Annotated in this window: 17 protein-coding genes; 13 read left to right on the top strand and 4 right to left on the bottom strand. The window is 70.6% G+C overall.

The window, feature by feature from the left end; translation table 11 throughout:
* Positions 1-50: 50 nt before the first annotated feature.
* Both AAHB17_RS15770 and AAHB17_RS15765 read right to left on the bottom strand, forming a co-directional pair.
* Entirely contained in the window at positions 51-1,400 is a 1,350-nt protein-coding gene (locus AAHB17_RS15770) for an MmgE/PrpD family protein (protein ID WP_342131588.1), read from the bottom strand.
* 5 nt (positions 1,401-1,405) lie between these two features.
* Positions 1,406-2,302, bottom strand: coding sequence for a hypothetical protein (locus AAHB17_RS15765; RefSeq protein ID WP_342131587.1), 897 nt, complete (start codon positions 2,300-2,302; stop codon positions 1,406-1,408).
* Between the two features lie 130 nt (positions 2,303-2,432).
* Between AAHB17_RS15765 and AAHB17_RS15760 the strand changes: the two genes are divergently transcribed.
* The 13 genes from AAHB17_RS15760 to AAHB17_RS15700 all read left to right on the top strand — a co-directional run bounded on the left by AAHB17_RS15760 (position 2,433) and on the right by AAHB17_RS15700 (position 14,611).
* Positions 2,433-3,650, top strand: a complete 1,218-nt coding sequence (locus AAHB17_RS15760; RefSeq protein ID WP_342131586.1) for an ABC transporter substrate-binding protein — start codon at positions 2,433-2,435, stop codon at positions 3,648-3,650.
* 147 nt (positions 3,651-3,797) lie between these two features.
* Positions 3,798-4,670 (top strand): branched-chain amino acid ABC transporter permease, encoded by an 873-nt coding sequence (locus AAHB17_RS15755; RefSeq protein ID WP_342131622.1) that lies wholly within the window; start codon positions 3,798-3,800, stop codon positions 4,668-4,670.
* On the top strand, positions 4,667-5,653 hold the full coding sequence (locus tag AAHB17_RS15750) for a branched-chain amino acid ABC transporter permease (RefSeq protein WP_342131585.1): 987 nt from the start codon (positions 4,667-4,669) through the stop codon (positions 5,651-5,653). Before AAHB17_RS15755 ends, AAHB17_RS15750 begins: the two co-directional genes overlap by 4 nt.
* Entirely contained in the window at positions 5,653-6,408 is a 756-nt protein-coding gene (locus AAHB17_RS15745) for an ABC transporter ATP-binding protein (protein ID WP_342131584.1), read from the top strand. Before AAHB17_RS15750 ends, AAHB17_RS15745 begins: the two co-directional genes overlap by 1 nt.
* Positions 6,401-7,102, top strand: a complete 702-nt coding sequence (locus AAHB17_RS15740; RefSeq protein WP_342131583.1) for an ABC transporter ATP-binding protein — start codon at positions 6,401-6,403, stop codon at positions 7,100-7,102. The genes AAHB17_RS15745 and AAHB17_RS15740 overlap by 8 nt, the downstream gene beginning before the upstream one ends.
* Positions 7,103-7,233: 131 nt before the next feature.
* Positions 7,234-7,998 carry an SDR family NAD(P)-dependent oxidoreductase gene (locus AAHB17_RS15735; RefSeq protein WP_342131582.1) on the top strand — a complete coding sequence of 255 codons (765 nt, stop codon included), beginning with the start codon at positions 7,234-7,236 and terminating at the stop codon, positions 7,996-7,998.
* 1 nt (position 7,999) lies between these two features.
* Entirely contained in the window at positions 8,000-8,308 is a 309-nt protein-coding gene (locus AAHB17_RS15730; RefSeq protein ID WP_342131581.1) for a DUF4387 domain-containing protein, read from the top strand.
* Positions 8,308-9,705, top strand: coding sequence for an acyclic terpene utilization AtuA family protein (locus tag AAHB17_RS15725; RefSeq protein WP_342131580.1), 1,398 nt, complete (start codon positions 8,308-8,310; stop codon positions 9,703-9,705). Before AAHB17_RS15730 ends, AAHB17_RS15725 begins: the two co-directional genes overlap by 1 nt.
* Before the next feature lie 17 nt (positions 9,706-9,722).
* Positions 9,723-10,514 carry a GntR family transcriptional regulator gene (locus AAHB17_RS15720; protein ID WP_342131579.1) on the top strand — a complete coding sequence of 264 codons (792 nt, stop codon included), beginning with the start codon at positions 9,723-9,725 and terminating at the stop codon, positions 10,512-10,514.
* 32 nt (positions 10,515-10,546) lie between these two features.
* Positions 10,547-11,839, top strand: a complete 1,293-nt coding sequence (locus AAHB17_RS15715; protein ID WP_342131578.1) for a 3-isopropylmalate dehydratase large subunit — start codon at positions 10,547-10,549, stop codon at positions 11,837-11,839.
* Entirely contained in the window at positions 11,836-12,330 is a 495-nt protein-coding gene (locus tag AAHB17_RS15710; protein WP_342131577.1) for a LeuD/DmdB family oxidoreductase small subunit, read from the top strand. Before AAHB17_RS15715 ends, AAHB17_RS15710 begins: the two co-directional genes overlap by 4 nt.
* Positions 12,327-13,739, top strand: a complete 1,413-nt coding sequence (locus AAHB17_RS15705; RefSeq protein ID WP_342131576.1) for an FAD-dependent oxidoreductase — start codon at positions 12,327-12,329, stop codon at positions 13,737-13,739. Before AAHB17_RS15710 ends, AAHB17_RS15705 begins: the two co-directional genes overlap by 4 nt.
* Complete coding sequence (locus AAHB17_RS15700; RefSeq protein ID WP_342131575.1) at positions 13,736-14,611, top strand: isocitrate lyase/PEP mutase family protein; 876 nt, start codon at positions 13,736-13,738, stop codon at positions 14,609-14,611. Before AAHB17_RS15705 ends, AAHB17_RS15700 begins: the two co-directional genes overlap by 4 nt.
* Here AAHB17_RS15700 and AAHB17_RS15695 read toward each other — a convergent pair.
* Together AAHB17_RS15695 and AAHB17_RS15690 are read right to left on the bottom strand one after the other, a co-directional pair.
* Positions 14,590-15,228 (bottom strand): response regulator transcription factor, encoded by a 639-nt coding sequence (locus AAHB17_RS15695; RefSeq protein WP_342131574.1) that lies wholly within the window; start codon positions 15,226-15,228, stop codon positions 14,590-14,592. The two genes, AAHB17_RS15700 and AAHB17_RS15695, sit on opposite strands and share 22 nt — an antisense overlap.
* On the bottom strand, positions 15,207-17,180 hold the full coding sequence (locus AAHB17_RS15690; RefSeq protein ID WP_342131573.1) for a sensor histidine kinase: 1,974 nt from the start codon (positions 17,178-17,180) through the stop codon (positions 15,207-15,209). Before AAHB17_RS15690 ends, AAHB17_RS15695 begins: the two co-directional genes overlap by 22 nt.
* Between the last annotated feature and the right edge of the window lie 12 nt (positions 17,181-17,192).

Below are 17,192 nucleotides of genomic sequence, written 5' to 3'. Positions count from 1 at the left end.
TGCGGACGGTCAAATACTGCATCGGTCCATTTGTTCTGTCAATAGAACATTTAGACAGGGGGGCACCGCAGCAGCGCCAGCCACTGCTGCAGCCCGACCTCGCCGGCGCACAGCGCCAGGGTCTGTGCCAGCACGGCCTCGCCATGCGCCAACGGCCAGACGCGGCCGGTGAGGTCCATGAACTTGGCCCTGAGTTCGCCGTGGCTGTAGGGCGCGGCGTCGTCGCCCCGGTTGACGCCGGCCTCGCCCACCCACTGGCGGCCCGCGTGGTCGGTGATCACGACCCGGGCCGGCCGCTCGTGGGGCAGGCGCGCGCTCATGGCGGGGTCTTCGGCGATCTCGACCTTCTGTGCCAGCGCCAGCACGCGCGGGTCGCGCACCGCGTTCCAGGTGAAGCTGTCCATGGCGCTGCTGCCGTTGACCAGCCGGGTGGCCACGGCGAAGGGCACCGAGAACTTCGCCGCCAGGGTGTTGCGCGGCGCCGGGTCCTTCAACTCGGCCGCGAGGTGGTAGCTGCGGACCGACACACGGGCAATGTCCTGCGGCGCCGGCAAGGGTCCGCGTGCGGCCATCGCGTCGATGGCGTCCAGCGTGCCGTGGTTGTAGCGGCAGCAGGAATGCAGCTTGAAGTAGTTGTGGCTCAGGTGCCAGTCCGTGCCCAGGTCCAGCATCAGCGCTGCGGTGTCGAAACGCTTGGACACGATCTGGCCAAACAGCGAGGCCAGGCCGTCGCGCTCGCCGGTGAAGCCACATTGGGCCAGCTGCGCGGCCAGCAGACCGTTGTGGTTGCTCAGGCCGGCGTAGACATTGCGCACCAGGCCCCCCTCCAGCATGGTCTTCTTGGAGGTGGCGATGCTCATGGACGCACCGATGTTGAGCGTCTCGCGCATCGCCCCCGCGTCCATGCCGCCGACGCGGGCGCTGGCCGCCGCCGCGCCCACCGTGCCCCAGGTGCCGTGGGGGTGCATGGCGCCGCGCAGCTGGGACGCGGCGCCCAGGCGCGAGCCGACCTCGTAACCCGCCACCAGCGCCGACAGGAAGGTGTGGGCATCGGCCACACCGCCGCTCTCGCACAGGGCCAGCACCGCCGGCAGCACGTGGATGGCCGGGTGGCCGCGCGAGAAGCGGTTGCCCTCGTCCATCTCCAGGAAGGTGCCGGCCGCACCGTTGACCAGGGCCGCGGCCATGGGCTGGGTGTCGCGCCCCAGGCCCACCAGGGTTGCACCGCCACCGGTGGGCTGACGCTGGGCCCAGGCGCGCAGCTCGGGTTCCGCCGACCCTGCCACGATGGCGGCCAGGGTGTCGGCCAGCACCCAGCCGGTGTGGGCACGCACGGCGGGAGGCAGGGCGTCGAATCGCAGGTCGGCGGCAAAGGCCGCAAAGGTGTCGAGGTAGTCCATGGGCGTCAGGGGGAATCAGGGCGGAGGGTGGAAGGGGTGTCGGCGAGGTCGCCGGGTGTGGTCCAGCGAACGTCGGCGCGGGCGCGCAGGTCCAGCAGCAGTTGGCGCAGCGCGCCGATGCGGCTGGACATGCCACAGACCCAGGGGTGCAGGGCCAGCCCGAACACCGCGTGGCGCCGGTGCTGCGCGCACTCGGCGCGCAGGCGGTCCAGCGCGGCCAGCGCCAGCCGCGCATGTTCACGCGGCGGCAGGTGGCGCAGCCACTGGCACTGCACGTCGTCCCATTCGGCCGACAGCGGCACCGCCGTCAGTGCCGGCCGGGTCGACATCGCATAGGGCTGGTCGTCGTTGCTCCAGTCCAGGGTGTAGCGCAGGCCGGCCTCGGCCAGCAGGGCGTAGGTGTCGGGGCTGCTGCCCCAGTCCTGGCTCAGCCAGCCGTGGGGCCGATGGCCGGTGTGGGTGTGCAATGTCTGCAGCGCGGCATCGATGTGGGCGCGCTGTTCGGCCAGCGGCATGCGCGCGTGCATGAGGCTGGAGGCCGCCAGCCCATGGCCCACCCACTCACACCCCCAGTCGTTGAAGGTCCGCACGAGCCGGGGCAGGCGCTCCAGCACCTGGGCATTGGCCGCCACCGCCGGCCGCAGGCCGGCTTCGCGCAGCGCATCGACGACGCGGTAGACACCGATGCGCAGGCCGTACTCGCGCTGTGTCCAGCTGCGGTAGTCGGGCGAGAAGCTGCCGAACTCGCCGACGAAGCGCGGGTCGCGCAGGCTGCCGGTTTCGGGCTCGGCCACCCAGTGCTCCAGGCACAGGACCACAAACGCCGACACGCCCGCCCGGGCGCCAGGGATGGCGGTGGGGCGCGTCGGCAAGGCCGAATACGCATACAGCGGATGGTCCATGGAGAACGCGGCGTGGGCTGCTTTTTTTCGCGGGGCTATTGACACACGGTGAACAACGATTCATAGTCTAGACCAATTGTTCTATGTTTGGAACAATTAAATCCAACCCCACTTTCCCCGAGGACACGCCATGACTTCCAACGCCCGTCTGTCTCGTCGATTGATTCTCCAGGCTGGTGCGGCCAGCACCGTTTTGGGTGCGCCGGGCCTGCTGCTCGCGCAGCCCAAGCCGGTCAAGGTCGGCCTCATCCATCCGGTCAGCGGCGCCCTCGCCTACAGCGGCGGCCAGGGCCGCATGGGCTGCCAGATGGCCATCGACGAGATCAACGCGGCGGGTGGCATCAAGGCGCTGGGCGGAGCCAAGCTGGAGGCCGCGCTGGGCGACTCGCAGAGCCGCCCCGAGGTGGGGGTGTCCGAGGTCGAGCGCCTGCATGGCGAAGGTGTGTCGGCCTACGTGGGCTGCTTCTCCAGCGCCATCGCGCTGCCGGCCACCCAGGCCGCGGCCAAGTACAACACGCCCTTCATGATCGACGTCGGCGTGTCCGATGCCATCGTCAGCCGCGGCCTCAAGAACGTGTTCCGCCTCGCCCCTGGCAACGCCAAGTGCGTGGACGACGCCTTCGCCGGCCTGGCCGAGATCAACAAGGGCGCAGGCGGCATCGCCAAGAGCGCGGTCATCGTGCACGAGGACTCGGAGTTCGGCACCAGCACCGCCAAGCTGCTGGCCGGCAAGCTCGCCGGCATCGGCCTGGAGGTCAAGGAAGTGCTCAAGCACGCCACGCCGACACGCGACTTCTCCAACCTGGTGCTGCGCATCAAGTCGCTCAAACCCGACCTCGTGATCGTGAGCAACTACCAGAACGAGTACGTGCTGCTGGCGCGCACCATGTACCAGCAGAAGGTGGACGTGGCCGGCATGTTCTCGGTGCTCGGGGGCGGCTTCAACTACCGCCTGATCAAGGAGCAGCCGGACGTGGCGCAGTACATGATGGACTTCAACCACTGGTACAACCCGCGCAACCCCAAGGCGCTGGAAATGCGCAAGGCGGTCGAGGCCAAGGGCGGCCTGTTCACCTTCGAGGTCTACTGCGGCTACAACGCGGTCAAGTGCTACGTGGACGGCATCGAGCGCGCCAAGTCGGCCGAGAAGGACGCCGTGATTGCCGCGCTGGAAAAGAGCACCTGGTCCGACCACTTCATGCCCTACGGCGCGACCCAGTTCGTCAACGGCCAGAACACCGGCGGGCGCGCCGTGCTGCTGCAGGCCTCCAAGACCGACATCGAAGTCGTCTTCCCCAACGAGTTCGCCGCCACGAAGGCGGTCTTCCCGCGCCCGAAATTCAGCTAACCCCCGCGCCGCCTGCGGCGTCACCCCCTGAAAGGGGGCAGCACCAGCCGTCCGGCAAAGCCGGCCCGGCGGTGCTCCCCGTTGGCAACGCTTCATGCGTTGTGGCGGAACGGTGCGCCGGCCATTCACTCATCACAAGGGAGCACGATCTTGGATCCAAGCATCATTGGCGCAGCCACCCTCAACGGCCTGCTGATCGGGGGCATCTACACCCTCGTCGCCTCAGGCCTCACGCTGATCTATGGCGTGCTGCACATCATCAACTTCGCCCACGGCAGCCTGCTCATGCTGGCCATGTTCGGCGTCTACTACCTGCTGACCAAGTTCGGGCTGGACCCCTACCTGTCGCTTCTGGTCATGGTGCCGGCGATGTACCTGCTGGGTTTCCTGCTCTACAAAGGGCTGATCGGCCGGCTCGCGCACGGCAAGGATGAAAACATCCTGCTGATCACGCTGGGCCTGTCCATCCTGATCGAGAACCTGGCGCTGATGTTCTTCAAGGGCGACACGCGCACCATCTCGGTGTCCTACTCGGACAGCATGGTCGAGCTGGGCCCCCACCTGGTGTCCCTGCCCAAGCTGATCTCGTTCGCCGCCGCCATGGCCCTGTGCGCGGTGCTGGGCCTGGTGATCCAGCGCACCGACATCGGCAAGGCCATCCGCGCCGTCGCCAAGGAGCGCGTGGGCGCGCGCCTGGTGGGCATCGACGTCGACCGCGTGTTCGCCATCTCCTACGGCATCGGCCTGGCCACGCTGGGCGCGGCCGCCTGCCTGCTGATGCCCATCTTCTACGTCTCGCCGACCACCGGCCACGTGTTCGTGATGGTGGCCTTCACCGTCGTGGTGCTCGGTGGCATGGGCAGCTTCCTGGGCGCCGTCGTGGGCGGCCTGATCGTGGGCCTGACCGAATCCTTCGGCGGCCTCTTCCTGGGCGAGAGCCTGGGCCAGATCGGCATCTCGCTGATCTTCATCCTGATCCTCTTGTTCCGGCCCTCGGGCCTGTTTGGAGCCAAGCAATGAACGCGCTCAGCCGAGGGCAGGCCTGGGCGCTGCACGGTGGCCTGCTGGCCATCGCCGTGGTGTTCCCGTTTGTCTTCTCCACCTCCTTTGCCGTCAACTTCGGCGTGTTGGCCCTGTTCTATGCCTTCATCGGACAGTCCTGGAACATCGCGGGCGGCTTCGCCGGCCAGCTGTCCTTCGGCCACGTGGTCTTCTTCGGCGCTGGCGCCTATGCCTCCACCATCCTGCAGATGCGTTTCGGCTTCAACCCCTGGTGGGGCCTGCCGGCCAGCGCCATCGCCGGCGGCGTGGTGGGTTTCGTGATCGCCTTCCTGTCCTTCCGCGCCGGACTCAAGGGCTCCTACTTCGCCCTCATCACCCTGGCCTTCGCCGAGGTGCTGCGCATCGTCGCCAACTCGGTCGAGATCACCGGCGGCGGCCTGGGCATGCTGATCCCGGCCAAGCCCAGCGCGGCCAACTTCCAGTTCTCCGAACGGATCGGCTTCTACTTCGTGATCCTCGCGCTCACCGTGCTGTCGGTGGCGGTGGCGGTCTGGCTCAAGCGCTCGCGCTTCGGCGCCCAGCTCGCGGCCATCCGCGAGAACGAGGACGCGGCGCGCGCCCTGGGCATCAACGTCTTCAATGAGAAGGTCAAGGTGCTGATGCTCTCAGGTGCGCTGTGTGGCGTCGGCGGCGCCTTCTTCGCGCAGTACTTCCTCTACATCGACCCGACCATCGTCTTCGGCGTCGACAAGTCGGTGGAGATGCTGCTGGTCAGCATGATCGGCGGCGCCGGCACCGTCTATGGCCCGCTGATCGGCGCCGTGCTGCTGGCCGGCGTGAGCGACGTGACGCGCGCGCTGACCGACGTGCAGGGCCTGTCGCTGGTGCTCTACGGCACCCTGCTGGTGATCATCATCGCCTTCCTGCCCAACGGGCTGATCGACCTGTTCAAGCGCGTGTTCGCGCGCACACAGGCAGGCAAGACACAAGGGGGCGCGTGATGCTCAAGGTTCAGGGACTGACCAAGATCTTCGGCGGCCTGCGCGCCGTCGACAACGCCTCGCTGGAGGTGCCCGAAGGCCGCATCGTGGCCCTGATCGGCCCCAACGGCGCCGGCAAGACCACGCTGTTCGCCTGCATCGCCGGCTTCCACCAGCCCAACGCCGGGCAGGTCACGCTGATGGGCCGCGACATCACCGGCCTGCCGGTGCACCAGATCGCGCGCCTGGGGATGGTGCGCACCTTCCAGATCACCCAGCCTTTCGCCAAGCTCAGCGTGCACGAGAACATCGCCGTGGGCGCCTACCAGAAGTTCCCCGACCGCGACGCGGCCTGGGAACACGCGCGGCGCGTGGGCGAGCAGGTGGGCATGGGCGCCCTGCTCGAGCAGCCGGCGGCCGACCTCACCGTGGCCGGCCGCAAGCGCCTGGAGCTGGCACGCACCCTGGCCACCGGCCCCAAGCTGCTGCTGCTCGACGAGGTGATGGCGGGCCTGAACCCATCGGAAATCGTGGAGATCATCGCCATCATCCAGAAGATCCGCGCCAGCGGCGTGACCGTGCTGCTGATCGAACACGTGATGCAGGCGGTGATGAGCCTGTCCGAACACATCTACGTGTTGTCCTACGGCAAGGTCATTGCCGAAGGCGCGCCACGCGAGGTGGTCAGCAACCCCGCGGTGATCGAGGCCTACCTGGGCCGCGGCGCCGCCGAAAAGATGGCCCAGGGCCACGCCGAGGAGGCCCCCCATGCTTGAGATCCGTGGCCTGCGCGCCGGTTATGGCAAGGTCGAAATCCTGCGCGGCATCGACCTCGATGTCGGCCAGGGCGAGATCGTGGCCGTGCTGGGCAGCAACGGCGTCGGCAAGTCGACGCTGAACAACAACATCTCGGCCCTGTACCGGCCCTTCTCCGGCTCCATCCGCTTCAAGGGCGACGAGCTGGTCGGCCACAGCTCGACCGACATCGTCAAGCGCGGCGTGATCCACGTGCCCGAGGGCCGGCGCATCTTCCCCAACCTCAACGTGCTGGAAAACCTGGAGCTGGGCAGCCTGGTGCGTGGCACCGCGCGGCGCCGCCAGAACATCGAACGCGTGGTGGGCATCTTCCCGCGCCTGAAGGAACGCTTCAGCCAGCTCGCCGGCACGCTGTCGGGTGGCGAACAGCAGATGCTGGCCATCGGCCGGGGCCTGATGTCCGAGCCCGAGCTGCTGATCATGGACGAGCCTTCGCTGGGCCTGTCGCCGCTGCTGGTGGAGGAGATGTTCGCGCTGATCCAGAAGATCAACCGCGAAGGCCAGTCCATCCTGCTGATGGAGCAGAACGCGGTGCAGACGCTGGCCATCGCCCACCGCGCCTACATCATCGAGAACGGCCACGTGGCCATGCAGGGCCCGGCGGCCGACCTGCTGCGCGACCCCGACCTGCGCAAGAACTACCTTGGTCTGTGATGGCACACCCCCGCGCCGCTTCGCGTCACCCCCTCAAGGGGGCGGCACCAGCCGACCGGCAAAGCCGGATCTGCGGTGCCCCCCGGAGGTGACCTGGGCATGCCGACATCCCATCGTTCAAAGGCGCTGCCATGATCACATCGCCAACCACCCCCGAACTGCAAGGCCGCCATGTGCTGGTGACGGGCGCGGGCTCGGGCATCGGCCTGGCCTGCGTGGTCGCCGCACGTGCCCATGGCGCCCAGGTGGTGGCGGTGGTGCAGAACGACGCGCAGCGCGACGCCATGGCGCAGGCCGTGCCAGGCGTGGCCGTGCTGGTGCAGGACCTGATGGATGACGCCGGCACCGCCGCCCTGCCCGCCCACGCCGCCGCGGCCATGGGCGGGCTGGATGGCCTGGCCTGCTGCGCGGGCATCTTCCACAAGAAGGGCTCGGACGAGACCACGCTGGACGAGTGGCGGCAGACGCTGGAGCTCAACCTCAGCGCCACCTTCGTCCTGACCCGCGCGGCCATCGCCCACATGCGCGCGGCCCGGGCGGCCAACGCCAGCGTGGTGGTGGTCAGCAGCCAGATCGGCCACGTGGGACACGCGCGCGGGGCCGCCTACGCCGCCTCCAAGGCCGGGCTCAACGGCATGGTGCGCTCGCTGGCGCTCGAATGGGCGGCCGAAGGCCTGCGCATCAACGCGGTGGGCCCGGGCCCGGTGGACACCCCCATGGTGGCCGCGGCCAAGGCCGACCCGGCCGCGCTCGCGACCCTGTTGTCCGGCATCCCCATGGGGCGCCTGGGACTGCCGCAGGAGATCGCCGAGCTGGTGGCCTTCCTGCTGTCGTCGCGGTCGTCCTTCATCACCGGCCAGCTGGTCTGCGCCGACGGCGGCTTCACCGCACGCTGACATGAACACGCACCTCACCGACCTGGTCACGGTCATCCGCAGCAAGAACGCGGGACCGACCCTGCTCACCATCGACCTGTTCTTCCGCGGCCCGGCCGACTTTGCCCAGGCCATCGCCAGCGAGGCGCTGCGGGCCGATGCCGTGGCACGCCTGTACGGTCTGGGCGATGGCGAGGTGCGGCGCTTCGATCTGCCCAGCCTGCAGGCCATGAAGTTCACGCTGCCGCGGCGCGTCTGTGCCGGCAGCCCGGGCGATGGCGATGTCTACGGCGCACAGCAGCACGGCCCGCTGCTGGGGGTGCGCTTGTGATGCACGCCACCCAGCGTCTGCTGCAAAACCACCGCGCGGGCGGCGAGCCCCTGCGGGTGCTGGCCGCGTCAGGCCAGCTCGGCTACGGCATCCCGGCCGAGGCCTTCGCGCGGGGCATGGCCCGCCAGCCCCACGTGATCGGCGCCGACATGGGCTCCATCGACCCCGGCCCCTACTACCTGGGCTCGGGCCAGATGGCGGCCCCGCCGGACATGGTCCGGCGCGACCTGCGGCTGGTGCTGGAGGCCGCCCTGGGCGCCGGTGTGCCCCTGGTCATCGGCAGCGCGGGCACGGCGGGCGCCCGCCCCCACCTGGAGGCCACGGCCGCGCTGGTGCGCGAGGTCGCCCGGGAACTGGGCCGCCCGCTGCGGCTGACCACCATCGCCAGCGACGTGCCGGCCGACACCGTGCTGCAGGCCCTGCGCGACGGCCGGCTGCAACCCATCGGCCCCATGCCCCCGCCGGACGAGGCCGCGCTGCGCGGCTGCACCCACATCGTGGGCCAGTGTGGCACCGAGACGCTGGTCCACGCGCTGGACACCGACCCCGACGTGCTGCTGGTCGGGCGCGCCTGCGACACCGCCATCTTCGCCGCCTTCCCGCAGCGGCTGGGCTACCCCGCTGGCCTGGCCCTGCACATGGCCAAGATCATCGAATGCACCTCCTTGTGCTGCCGCCCCGGCGGACGCGACGCCATGCTGGCCACGCTGGACCGGGACGGCTTCACGCTGGAGAGCATGAACCCCGACTGCCATGCGACGCCGGCCTCGGTGGCGGCCCATGCGCTGTACGAGCAGGCCGACCCCTTCGAGGTCGAAGAGCCCGACGGCACGCTGGACCTGCGCGAGGCCCGCTACGAAGCGCTGGACGAACACCGCACCCGCGTCAGTGGCGCCCGCTTCACGCCACGCGCGCGGCCCACGCTCAAGATCGAGGGCGCGGCCCGCGTCGGCGCGCGTGCGCTGCTGATCGCCGGCGTGGCCGACCCGACCCTGATCGCCCGCCTGCCAGAGGTGCTCGATGCCGTGACCCACAAGGTGCGTGCCCTGCTGCCCGGCGGCTGGCAGGTGCTGCCGCATGTGTACGGCCAGGGCGCCGTGCGTCCGCTGCCACCGGCCCTGCGCGGCAGCCACGAGGCCGGCCTGGTGATCGAATTCATCGCGCCCGACGCCGGCCTGGCCCGCACCGCGGCGGCGGTGTTCAAGCAGAACCTGCTGCACCACGGCTACCCGGGCCGGCTGACCACGGCCGGCAACCTCGCCTTCGCCTTCACCCCCAGCGAGGTCGACGCGCACGACAGTTTCCGTTTTGTGCTCTACCACGTGATGGCCGACGCGCCCCTGCAGAATCTGTTCCCTGTCACCTGCCAGGACCTGTCCGGCACCACGCTCCATTGAGACCCAGGGAAACCACCATGCCGGCTTCATTGCCCCTGACCAAATACCACCAGATCTACCTGGTGCTGCGCGAACAACTGCAGGAGGGCCGCTTCGTCCATGGCCTGCCCGGCGAGCTGGAACTGACGCGCCAGTTCGGCGTCGGCCGCGTGACCGTGCGGCGCGCGCTGGAACAGCTGGTGGAGGAGGGCCTGATCGTGCGCGAGGCTGGCCGAGGCACCCGCCCCACCACCCGCGCCGAACAGGGCATCAAGCCCACCGCCAGCGCCGACGCCGCCCACACCACCACCCGCCTGAGCGGCCTGCTGGAAAACATCGTCAGCGTCAGCCGCAGCACCTCGGTCAAGGTGCTGGACTGGCGGCTCATTCACGCCTCGGCCGAGATCGCCGCGGCGCTGCAGATTCCCGAGGGCGCGCCGCTGCGCAAGGCGGTGCGCCGACGCAGCGCCAGCGCCGGTCCGGTCTCGCACATCACCACCTACGTGCCCGAGGCCCTGGTCCAGGGCTTCGGGCGGCGCGAGCTGGCGCACAAACCCATCCTGCAGTTGCTGGAGGAGTCCGGCATCGAGCTGGGCCGGGCGCGCCAGACGGTGTCGGCCCGCCAGGCCGATGCCCAGGTGGCCGCGGAGCTGCAGGTGGCCGTGGGCACGGCCCTGCTGTCGGTGCGCCGCCTGGTCTACGACAGCCACGACCGGCCGGTGCAGCTGCTGCACGGCCTGTACCGGCCCGACCGCTACGAATACCAGATGGAGCTGTCGCAGGTTGGCGCCATCGATGCCCGCATCGTCGCCAAGGAAATCCTTCCCTGACCCCGACCCGAGACACGCATGAGGGACACGCCATGAACACCCCGCAGCGACCGGCCCAGACGCTGGCGCAGAAGCTGATTGCCAAGGCCTGTGGCCGCCCCCACGTGGCGCCGGGCGAGATCGTGAGCTGCCAGGTCGATCTGGCCATGTTCCACGACTCCTCGGGCCCGCGCCGCCTCAAGCCCATGCTGGAGGAGCTGGGCGCGCAGATCTGGGACAAGGACCGGGTGGTGCTGGTGATGGACCACTACGTGCCGGAGCAGGACGACGACTCGCGCCGCATCGTGCGCATCGCCCGCGACTGGGCGGCCGAGCAGCGCCTGCCCCACGTCTACGACAGCCAGGGCATCTGCCACGTGGTGCTGCCGCAGAAGGGCCACCTGCGCCCGGGCATGTTCTGCGTCGGCGGCGATTCGCACTCGCCCACCGGCGGCGCTTTCGGGGCCTACATGTTCGGAATCGGCAGCACCGAGATGCTGGGCGTGGTCGTCACCGGCGAGATCTGGGTGCGGGTGCCACAGACGCTACGCATGTGGTGGGACGGCGTGCTGCCGGCCGGCGTCAGCGCCAAGGACATGGTGCTGCACATGATCGGCCGCTTCGGCATGAACGGCGGCGACTACCAGGCGGTGGAGTTCTGCGGCCCCGCGGTGCGCGCCCTGTCCATGCAGGAGCGCATGACCCTGTCCAACATGAGCGCCGAGATGGGTGCCCAGGCCGGGCTGATCGCGCCCGACGCCACCACACGCGACTGGCTGCTGGGCACCGGCGTGCCGGCCGAGGCCATACAGACCGAGGGCTGGTTCACCGACGAGGGCGTCGACGAGGCCGCAGCCCGGACCGTCCGTTTCGACGCCCGCACCCTGGCGCCCCAGGTGGCCGCGCCCCACAGCCCGGCCAACACCCACGGGGTCGACCACTTCCAGAACGTGCCCGTGCAAGTGGCCTACATCGGCGCCTGCACCGGCGCCAAGCTCGACGACCTGCGCGCGGCGGCCTCGGTGTTCCAGGGCCGTCACGTGGCCCCGGGCGTGCGCCTGATGGTGGCGCCCGCCAGCCTGCAGGACCAGGCCGAGGCCGAAGCCGAGGGTGTGATGGCGGTGCTGCGTGCGGCCGGCGCCGAGCTGTTGCCCACCGCCTGTGGCGCCTGCTCGGGCTACGGCGGCAGCATCCCCGACGGCGCCAACGTCATCGCCACCACGGCGCGCAACTTCAAGGGCCGCATGGGTTCGGCCACCGCCCAGGTCTACCTGGCCTCGCCCTACACCGTGGCGGCGTCCGCGCTGCAAGGGCGCATTGCCGATCCCCGCGAGGTCTTCGCATGAACCCCACCCACAAGGTCTGGAAACTCGGCGCCGACATCGACACCGATCAGTTGGCCCCCGGCGCCTACATGAAGCTGGGCATCGACGGCATCGCGCCCCATTGCCTGGAAGCGGTGCGGCCCGAGTTCGCGGCCCAGGTGCGCCCGGGCGACGTGATCGCCGCCGGCCCCAACTTCGGCATCGGCTCCTCGCGCGAGCAGGCCGCCGGCGCCCTGGTGCAGCTGGGCGTGCGGGCCGTCATCGCGCCCTCGTTCAGCGGCCTGTTCTTCCGCAACGCCTTCAACCTCGGCCTGCTGCTGCTGACCTGCCCGCAGGCGACACAACTGAGCGAAGGCGAGACCGTCGCGCTGGACCTGCAGGCCCTGACCCTGACCCGCGCCAGCGGCGAGGTGCTGGCCTGCGACCCCATCCCCGGCTTCCTGCTCGACATGGTCGAGGCCGGCGGCCTGCTCAACCAACTGCGCCAACGGCGCACGAAAGCCACCGCATGAGCGCTCCCCTCCCCGCCCCGACCGTGGTCCGGGCCACGCAGATGCCGGCCGACACCCCCCACGTGCCGGTGGTCATCGTCGGCTCCGGCGCCTGTGGCCTGACCGCCGCCATCCGGCTGCGCGAGCTGGGCGTCGACTGCGTGCTGCTGGAGCGCGACGCCCTGCCCAGCGGCTCCACCGCGCTGTCCTCGGGCCTGATCCCGGCGGCCGCCACCCGTCTGCAGAAGTCCCTGGGCGTCACCGACTCGACCGAACTGTTCGCCGCCGACGTGACCCGCAAGGCCCACGGCCAGGCCGCGCCGCACCTGGTCACCGCCTATGTCGAGGCGGCGCCGCAGGCCATCGACATGCTGGAGCGCCTGGGCGTGACCTTCGAGCTGCAGGACGGCTTCCTCTACCCCGGCCACAGCGCGCGGCGCATGCACAGCGTGCCCGAACACACCGGCGCCGCGCTGCTGGCCGCCATGGGCCGCATCGCCGGCGACAACGGCGCCGACACCCTGACCGAAGCCGTGGCGCGCGAGCTCTGGCTGGACGCCGGCGACCGCGTGCTGGGCGTCGGCTATGTGCGGCCCGACGGCAGCCGGGAGCACATCGCCTGCGACGCGCTGGTGCTGGCCTGCAACGGCTTTGGCGGCAACACCGCCATGGTCAACGAGCTGCTGCCCGCCATGCGCGGCGCGGCCTTTGGCGGCCACGTGGGCAACGACGGCAGCGCCATCGCCTGGGGCCAGGCCATGGGCGCGCGCCTGGCCGACCTCGGCGGCTACCAGGGCCACGCCTCCTGGGTCACGCCGCAGGGCGCGCTCATGAGCTGGGCCGTGATCATGGAAGGCGGCGTGCAGATCAACACCGAAGGCCGGCGTTTCCACGACGAAACCCAGGGCTACTCCGAGGCCGCCGTCTATGTGCTGGCACAGCCCGGCGCCATCGCCTGGAACGTGTTCGACGGCCCACTGCTGACGCTGGCGCGCACCTTCCCCGATTTTGTCGAGGCCGAAAAGGCCGGTGCCTTGCGCAGCGCCAGCGACGAGGCCGCGCTGGCGGCCCTGATCGGCTGCGACCCCGCCACCCTGCACACCACGCTGGCGGCCATCGCACCCGACCAGGTGGACGGCTTCGGCCGCCGCTTCAAGCGGGCACTGCAGGCGCCCTTCTACGCCGTCAAGGTCACGGGCGCGCTGTTCCACACCCAGGGCGGCCTGGACATCGACGCCCACTGCCGCGTGCTGCGGGCCGACGGCGCACCGCTGCCCAACCTGGTGGCCGCCGGCGGCGCCGCGCGCGGTGTCTCGGGCAACGAGGTCTGGGGCTACATGTCGGGCAACGGACTGCTCAGCGCCGTCGGCGGCGGATGGATCGCGGCCGGCACGGTGGCACAACAACTTCAACAGGCGGCACACGCATGACCACACCCGATTTCAAGACCCGGCTGCAGCAGCCCCGCGCCGTGCTGGCCCCGGGCATCTACGACGCCTTCACCGCCCTGGTGGCCGAGCAGGCCGGCTTCGAGGCGCTCTACCTGTCGGGCGCGTCCATCGCCTACACGCGCCTGGGCCGCTCCGACATTGGCCTGACCACCGCCACCGAGGTGGCCGACACCCTGGCCCGCATCACCGAGCGGGTGTCCACGCCGGTCATCGTGGACGCCGACACCGGCTTCGGCAACGCCCTCAACACCCAGCGCACGGTGCGCGCCTTCGAGCGCGCCGGTGCCGCCATGGTGCAGCTGGAAGACCAGACCTTTCCCAAACGCTGCGGCCACCTCGACGGCAAGGGCGTGGTCCCGGTGACGGAAATGCAGGGCAAGCTGCGCGCCGCGCTGGACGCGCGACACAGCCCGCAGACCCTGATCCTGGCGCGCACCGATGCGGTCGCGGTGGAGGGTTTCGAGGCCGCGCTGGACCGCGCCGAGGCCTACGCGGACTGCGGCGTGGACGCGCTCTTCATCGAGGCCGTGCGCAGCCGCGAGCAGATGGACGCCGCCTGCGCCCGTTTTGCCCACCGCATCCCCATGCTGGCCAACATGGTCGAGGGCGGCAAGACGCCGGTGCAAAGCTCGGACCTGCTGGGCGAGATCGGCTACCGCATCGTCATCTTCCCGGGTGGCACCACGCGCGCCGTGGCCCACACGCTGCAGCGCTACTACGCCAGCCTGCACCAGCACCACACCACCGCGCCCTTCAAGGACGAGATGCTGGACTTCGACCAGCTCAACGTACTGATCGGCACGCCCGAGCTGCTGGCCCTGGGCAAGACCTATGAGGGTGGATCGGCGTAACGCCCCATGCGGTGGGCCAGCTCCACGGCCGAGTTCACCCGCAGCTTCTCGAAGATGTTGGCGCGGTGGAACTCGACCGTGCGCTGGGTGATGCCCAGGTGGTCGGCGATGTTCTTGTTGTAGTGGCCCTGCAGCAGCTGGTCCAGCACCTCGCGCTCGCGGGCGCTCAGGGCCGCCAGCGCCTGGCGGAAACGCAGCCGCTCGCGTGAGTCGTCCTGCCAGCTCAGCGCCACCTGACGCGCGGCCAGCACCTGGTCCACCAGCCGGTTGTTCTGGAACGGCTTTTCGAGAAAGTCCCAGGCCCCGTTCTTGACCGCCGCCACCGCCATGCCGACGTCGCCGTGGCCGGTGAGGAACAGCACCGGCCAGGGCCAGCCCAGGGCCTTGAGGCGCTCGAAGGTGGCCAGGCCCGACAGGCCCTCCATGCGGATGTCGAGCAGGACCACACAGCAGGGCCAGTCGTCCCCGGGGCGCAGGGATCGCAGGAAGGCCTCGCCGCTGTCCCAGCAGCGCGTGGCCAGGCCCCGCGAGTCCAGCAACCAGGCCAGGCCTTCGCGGAAATCGGCATCGTCGTCGACGACGTGCACCAGGGGGTTCAGGGGGTCAGCGGCAGCCACAGCGTGAATTGTGCGCCGCCCAGGCGGGTGCTGCGTGTCACCTCGATGCGGCCGTGGTGGGCCTCGATGATGGAGCGGCAGATCGACAGGCCCATGCCCATGCCACCGGGCTTGCCGCTGGCGAAGGCGTCGAAGATCTGTTGCGCCTGGTCCGGCGCCACGCCCGGCCCGCTGTCCTCGACCACGATGCCTGCCTCCTGGTCTGTGATCACCAGACCCACGGCCACGGCGGCGCTGCCGGCGAGCCCCCGACCGGCCCACTCGCCGGCGTTGAGCACCACGTTGTGCAGCGCGTGTTCCAGCAGCAGGGCATCGGCCGGCAGGGTCAGCTCCTGGTCCGGCAGGTCCAGGGTCAGCCACACCCCCTCGGGCAGGGCCACGTGGCCCGCCACCCGGCGCACGAAGCGGGTGATCTCCAGCGGCTGGCGGCTCATCTCCTGGCGCCGTGCGAAGGCGTTGACCCGCTGGATCACGCGACCCGCCTTGTCGGCCAGGCGCTCCATGCGCTCGACCACCGGCACCACGTCGGCCAGCGTGCAGCGGCCCTGGCGCAAGCGGTTGAGCAGGCCGTTGGCGAAGCTGCTGAGCGCGCCCAGCGGCTGGTTGAGCTCGTGCGCCAGGGTGGACGCGACCTCGCCCACCACGATCAGCCGGCCCGAGGCCTCGAGCAGCTCCTGCTGGCGCGCGGCCAGGCGTTCGGTGCGCTTGCGTTCGGTGACATCCAGCACCGACCCCATCCAGCCGATCACCGTGCCGTCGGCCCGCAGCAGCGGCGCGCCGTGCAGCAGCACGTCCAGCAAGTGGCCGTCGCGGTGGCACAGCTGCGCCTCCAGGCCCTGCTCCTGCAGGCCAGGCTGGGCCATGTGGGCGCGCAGGTGCGCGAACTCCTCGCCGCGCCCGGGCGGCCAGTAGGGCATGGCGCCCTGCAGCCCCACCAGCGCCGACGGCGGGTGACCGACCAGGCGGCCAAAGGCCTGGTTGACGTGCAGCAGCCGGCCGTCGAGGTCCCAGGCGCGCAGGCCCAGGGTGACCGAACGTTCCATCGCCGTGCGCAGGGCCATCTGGGTCTGCAGCCGCGCCTCCACCCTTTGGCGGCGCTGGATGTCGCGCCACAGCAGCACCAGGGCCACGCCCATGCCGGCCAGGCACAGCAGGGCGACACCAAAAAAGGCCCGGGGCGCGGGTGCCGGCTGCGGGTTGTGGGGCACCACCACCAGGGCCAGCTGCGCGCCCGGCAGGTGGATGGGCGCCACGAAGCGGCTGGCGTCGCTCGGGTCGTGGCGGGTGTCGTCGGCGGCCAGCGTCAGGCTGTGGTCCTGCAGGTACCAGCTGGGGATGAGCTGGGCCAGCGCGCGCTCCAGGTCGACGGCGGCCACGTAGTCGCCCAGGAAACGCCCCTGCTCGAACTGCGGCACCGCCAGCCAGAGGGCCCCGCCGGGGCGGCCGTCGGCGGCCGGCAGCGGGCCCGCGTAGGCCGGGCGCTGCAGGCCGCGCGTGGTGGCCAGCAGCGTGACCAGGGCGCCTTCGTTGTCGGGGTGCTGGGGCCGGACCTGCTGCAGCAGCGGCCAGCGCTGGGCCGGCTCGCGCGGATCGACCGGCAGCCAGGCGTGGAAGGTGACGGCGCCTTCGGTGCGCCAAAGCTGGCCGGCGTGTTCGGCCGTGGCCGGCATCTCGTCCGGGCGGCGGGCCTGCCGGGCGCGCAGGGCCAGGTCGGCTTCGAGCCGGCGCAGGTGAAAGCGCAGGGTCTGGTCCAGCCACTGGGCATCGGCGCTGCGGGCGCGGGCCTCGTCCTCGGCCTCGACCTGGCGCAGGAACAGCGCCAGCAGCACCAGGCAGCCCGCCACCAGGGCCAGCAGGCCCAGCAGCCAGGCCATGGCGCGCCGGTTGAGCGCGGCGGTCTGCCGGGCTTCGAGTTCGAGCAGGGCGAAGTCGGTGGCGGGATCGGTGGGCATGGGCGGATTAGC

The sequence above is a fragment of the Hydrogenophaga sp. OTU3427 genome, from assembly GCF_038440225.1.
GTDB lineage: Bacteria > Pseudomonadota > Gammaproteobacteria > Burkholderiales > Burkholderiaceae_C > Hydrogenophaga.
Note: the sequence above shows the minus strand (reverse complement) of the source record. Positions and strands in the feature narration are given on the sequence as shown.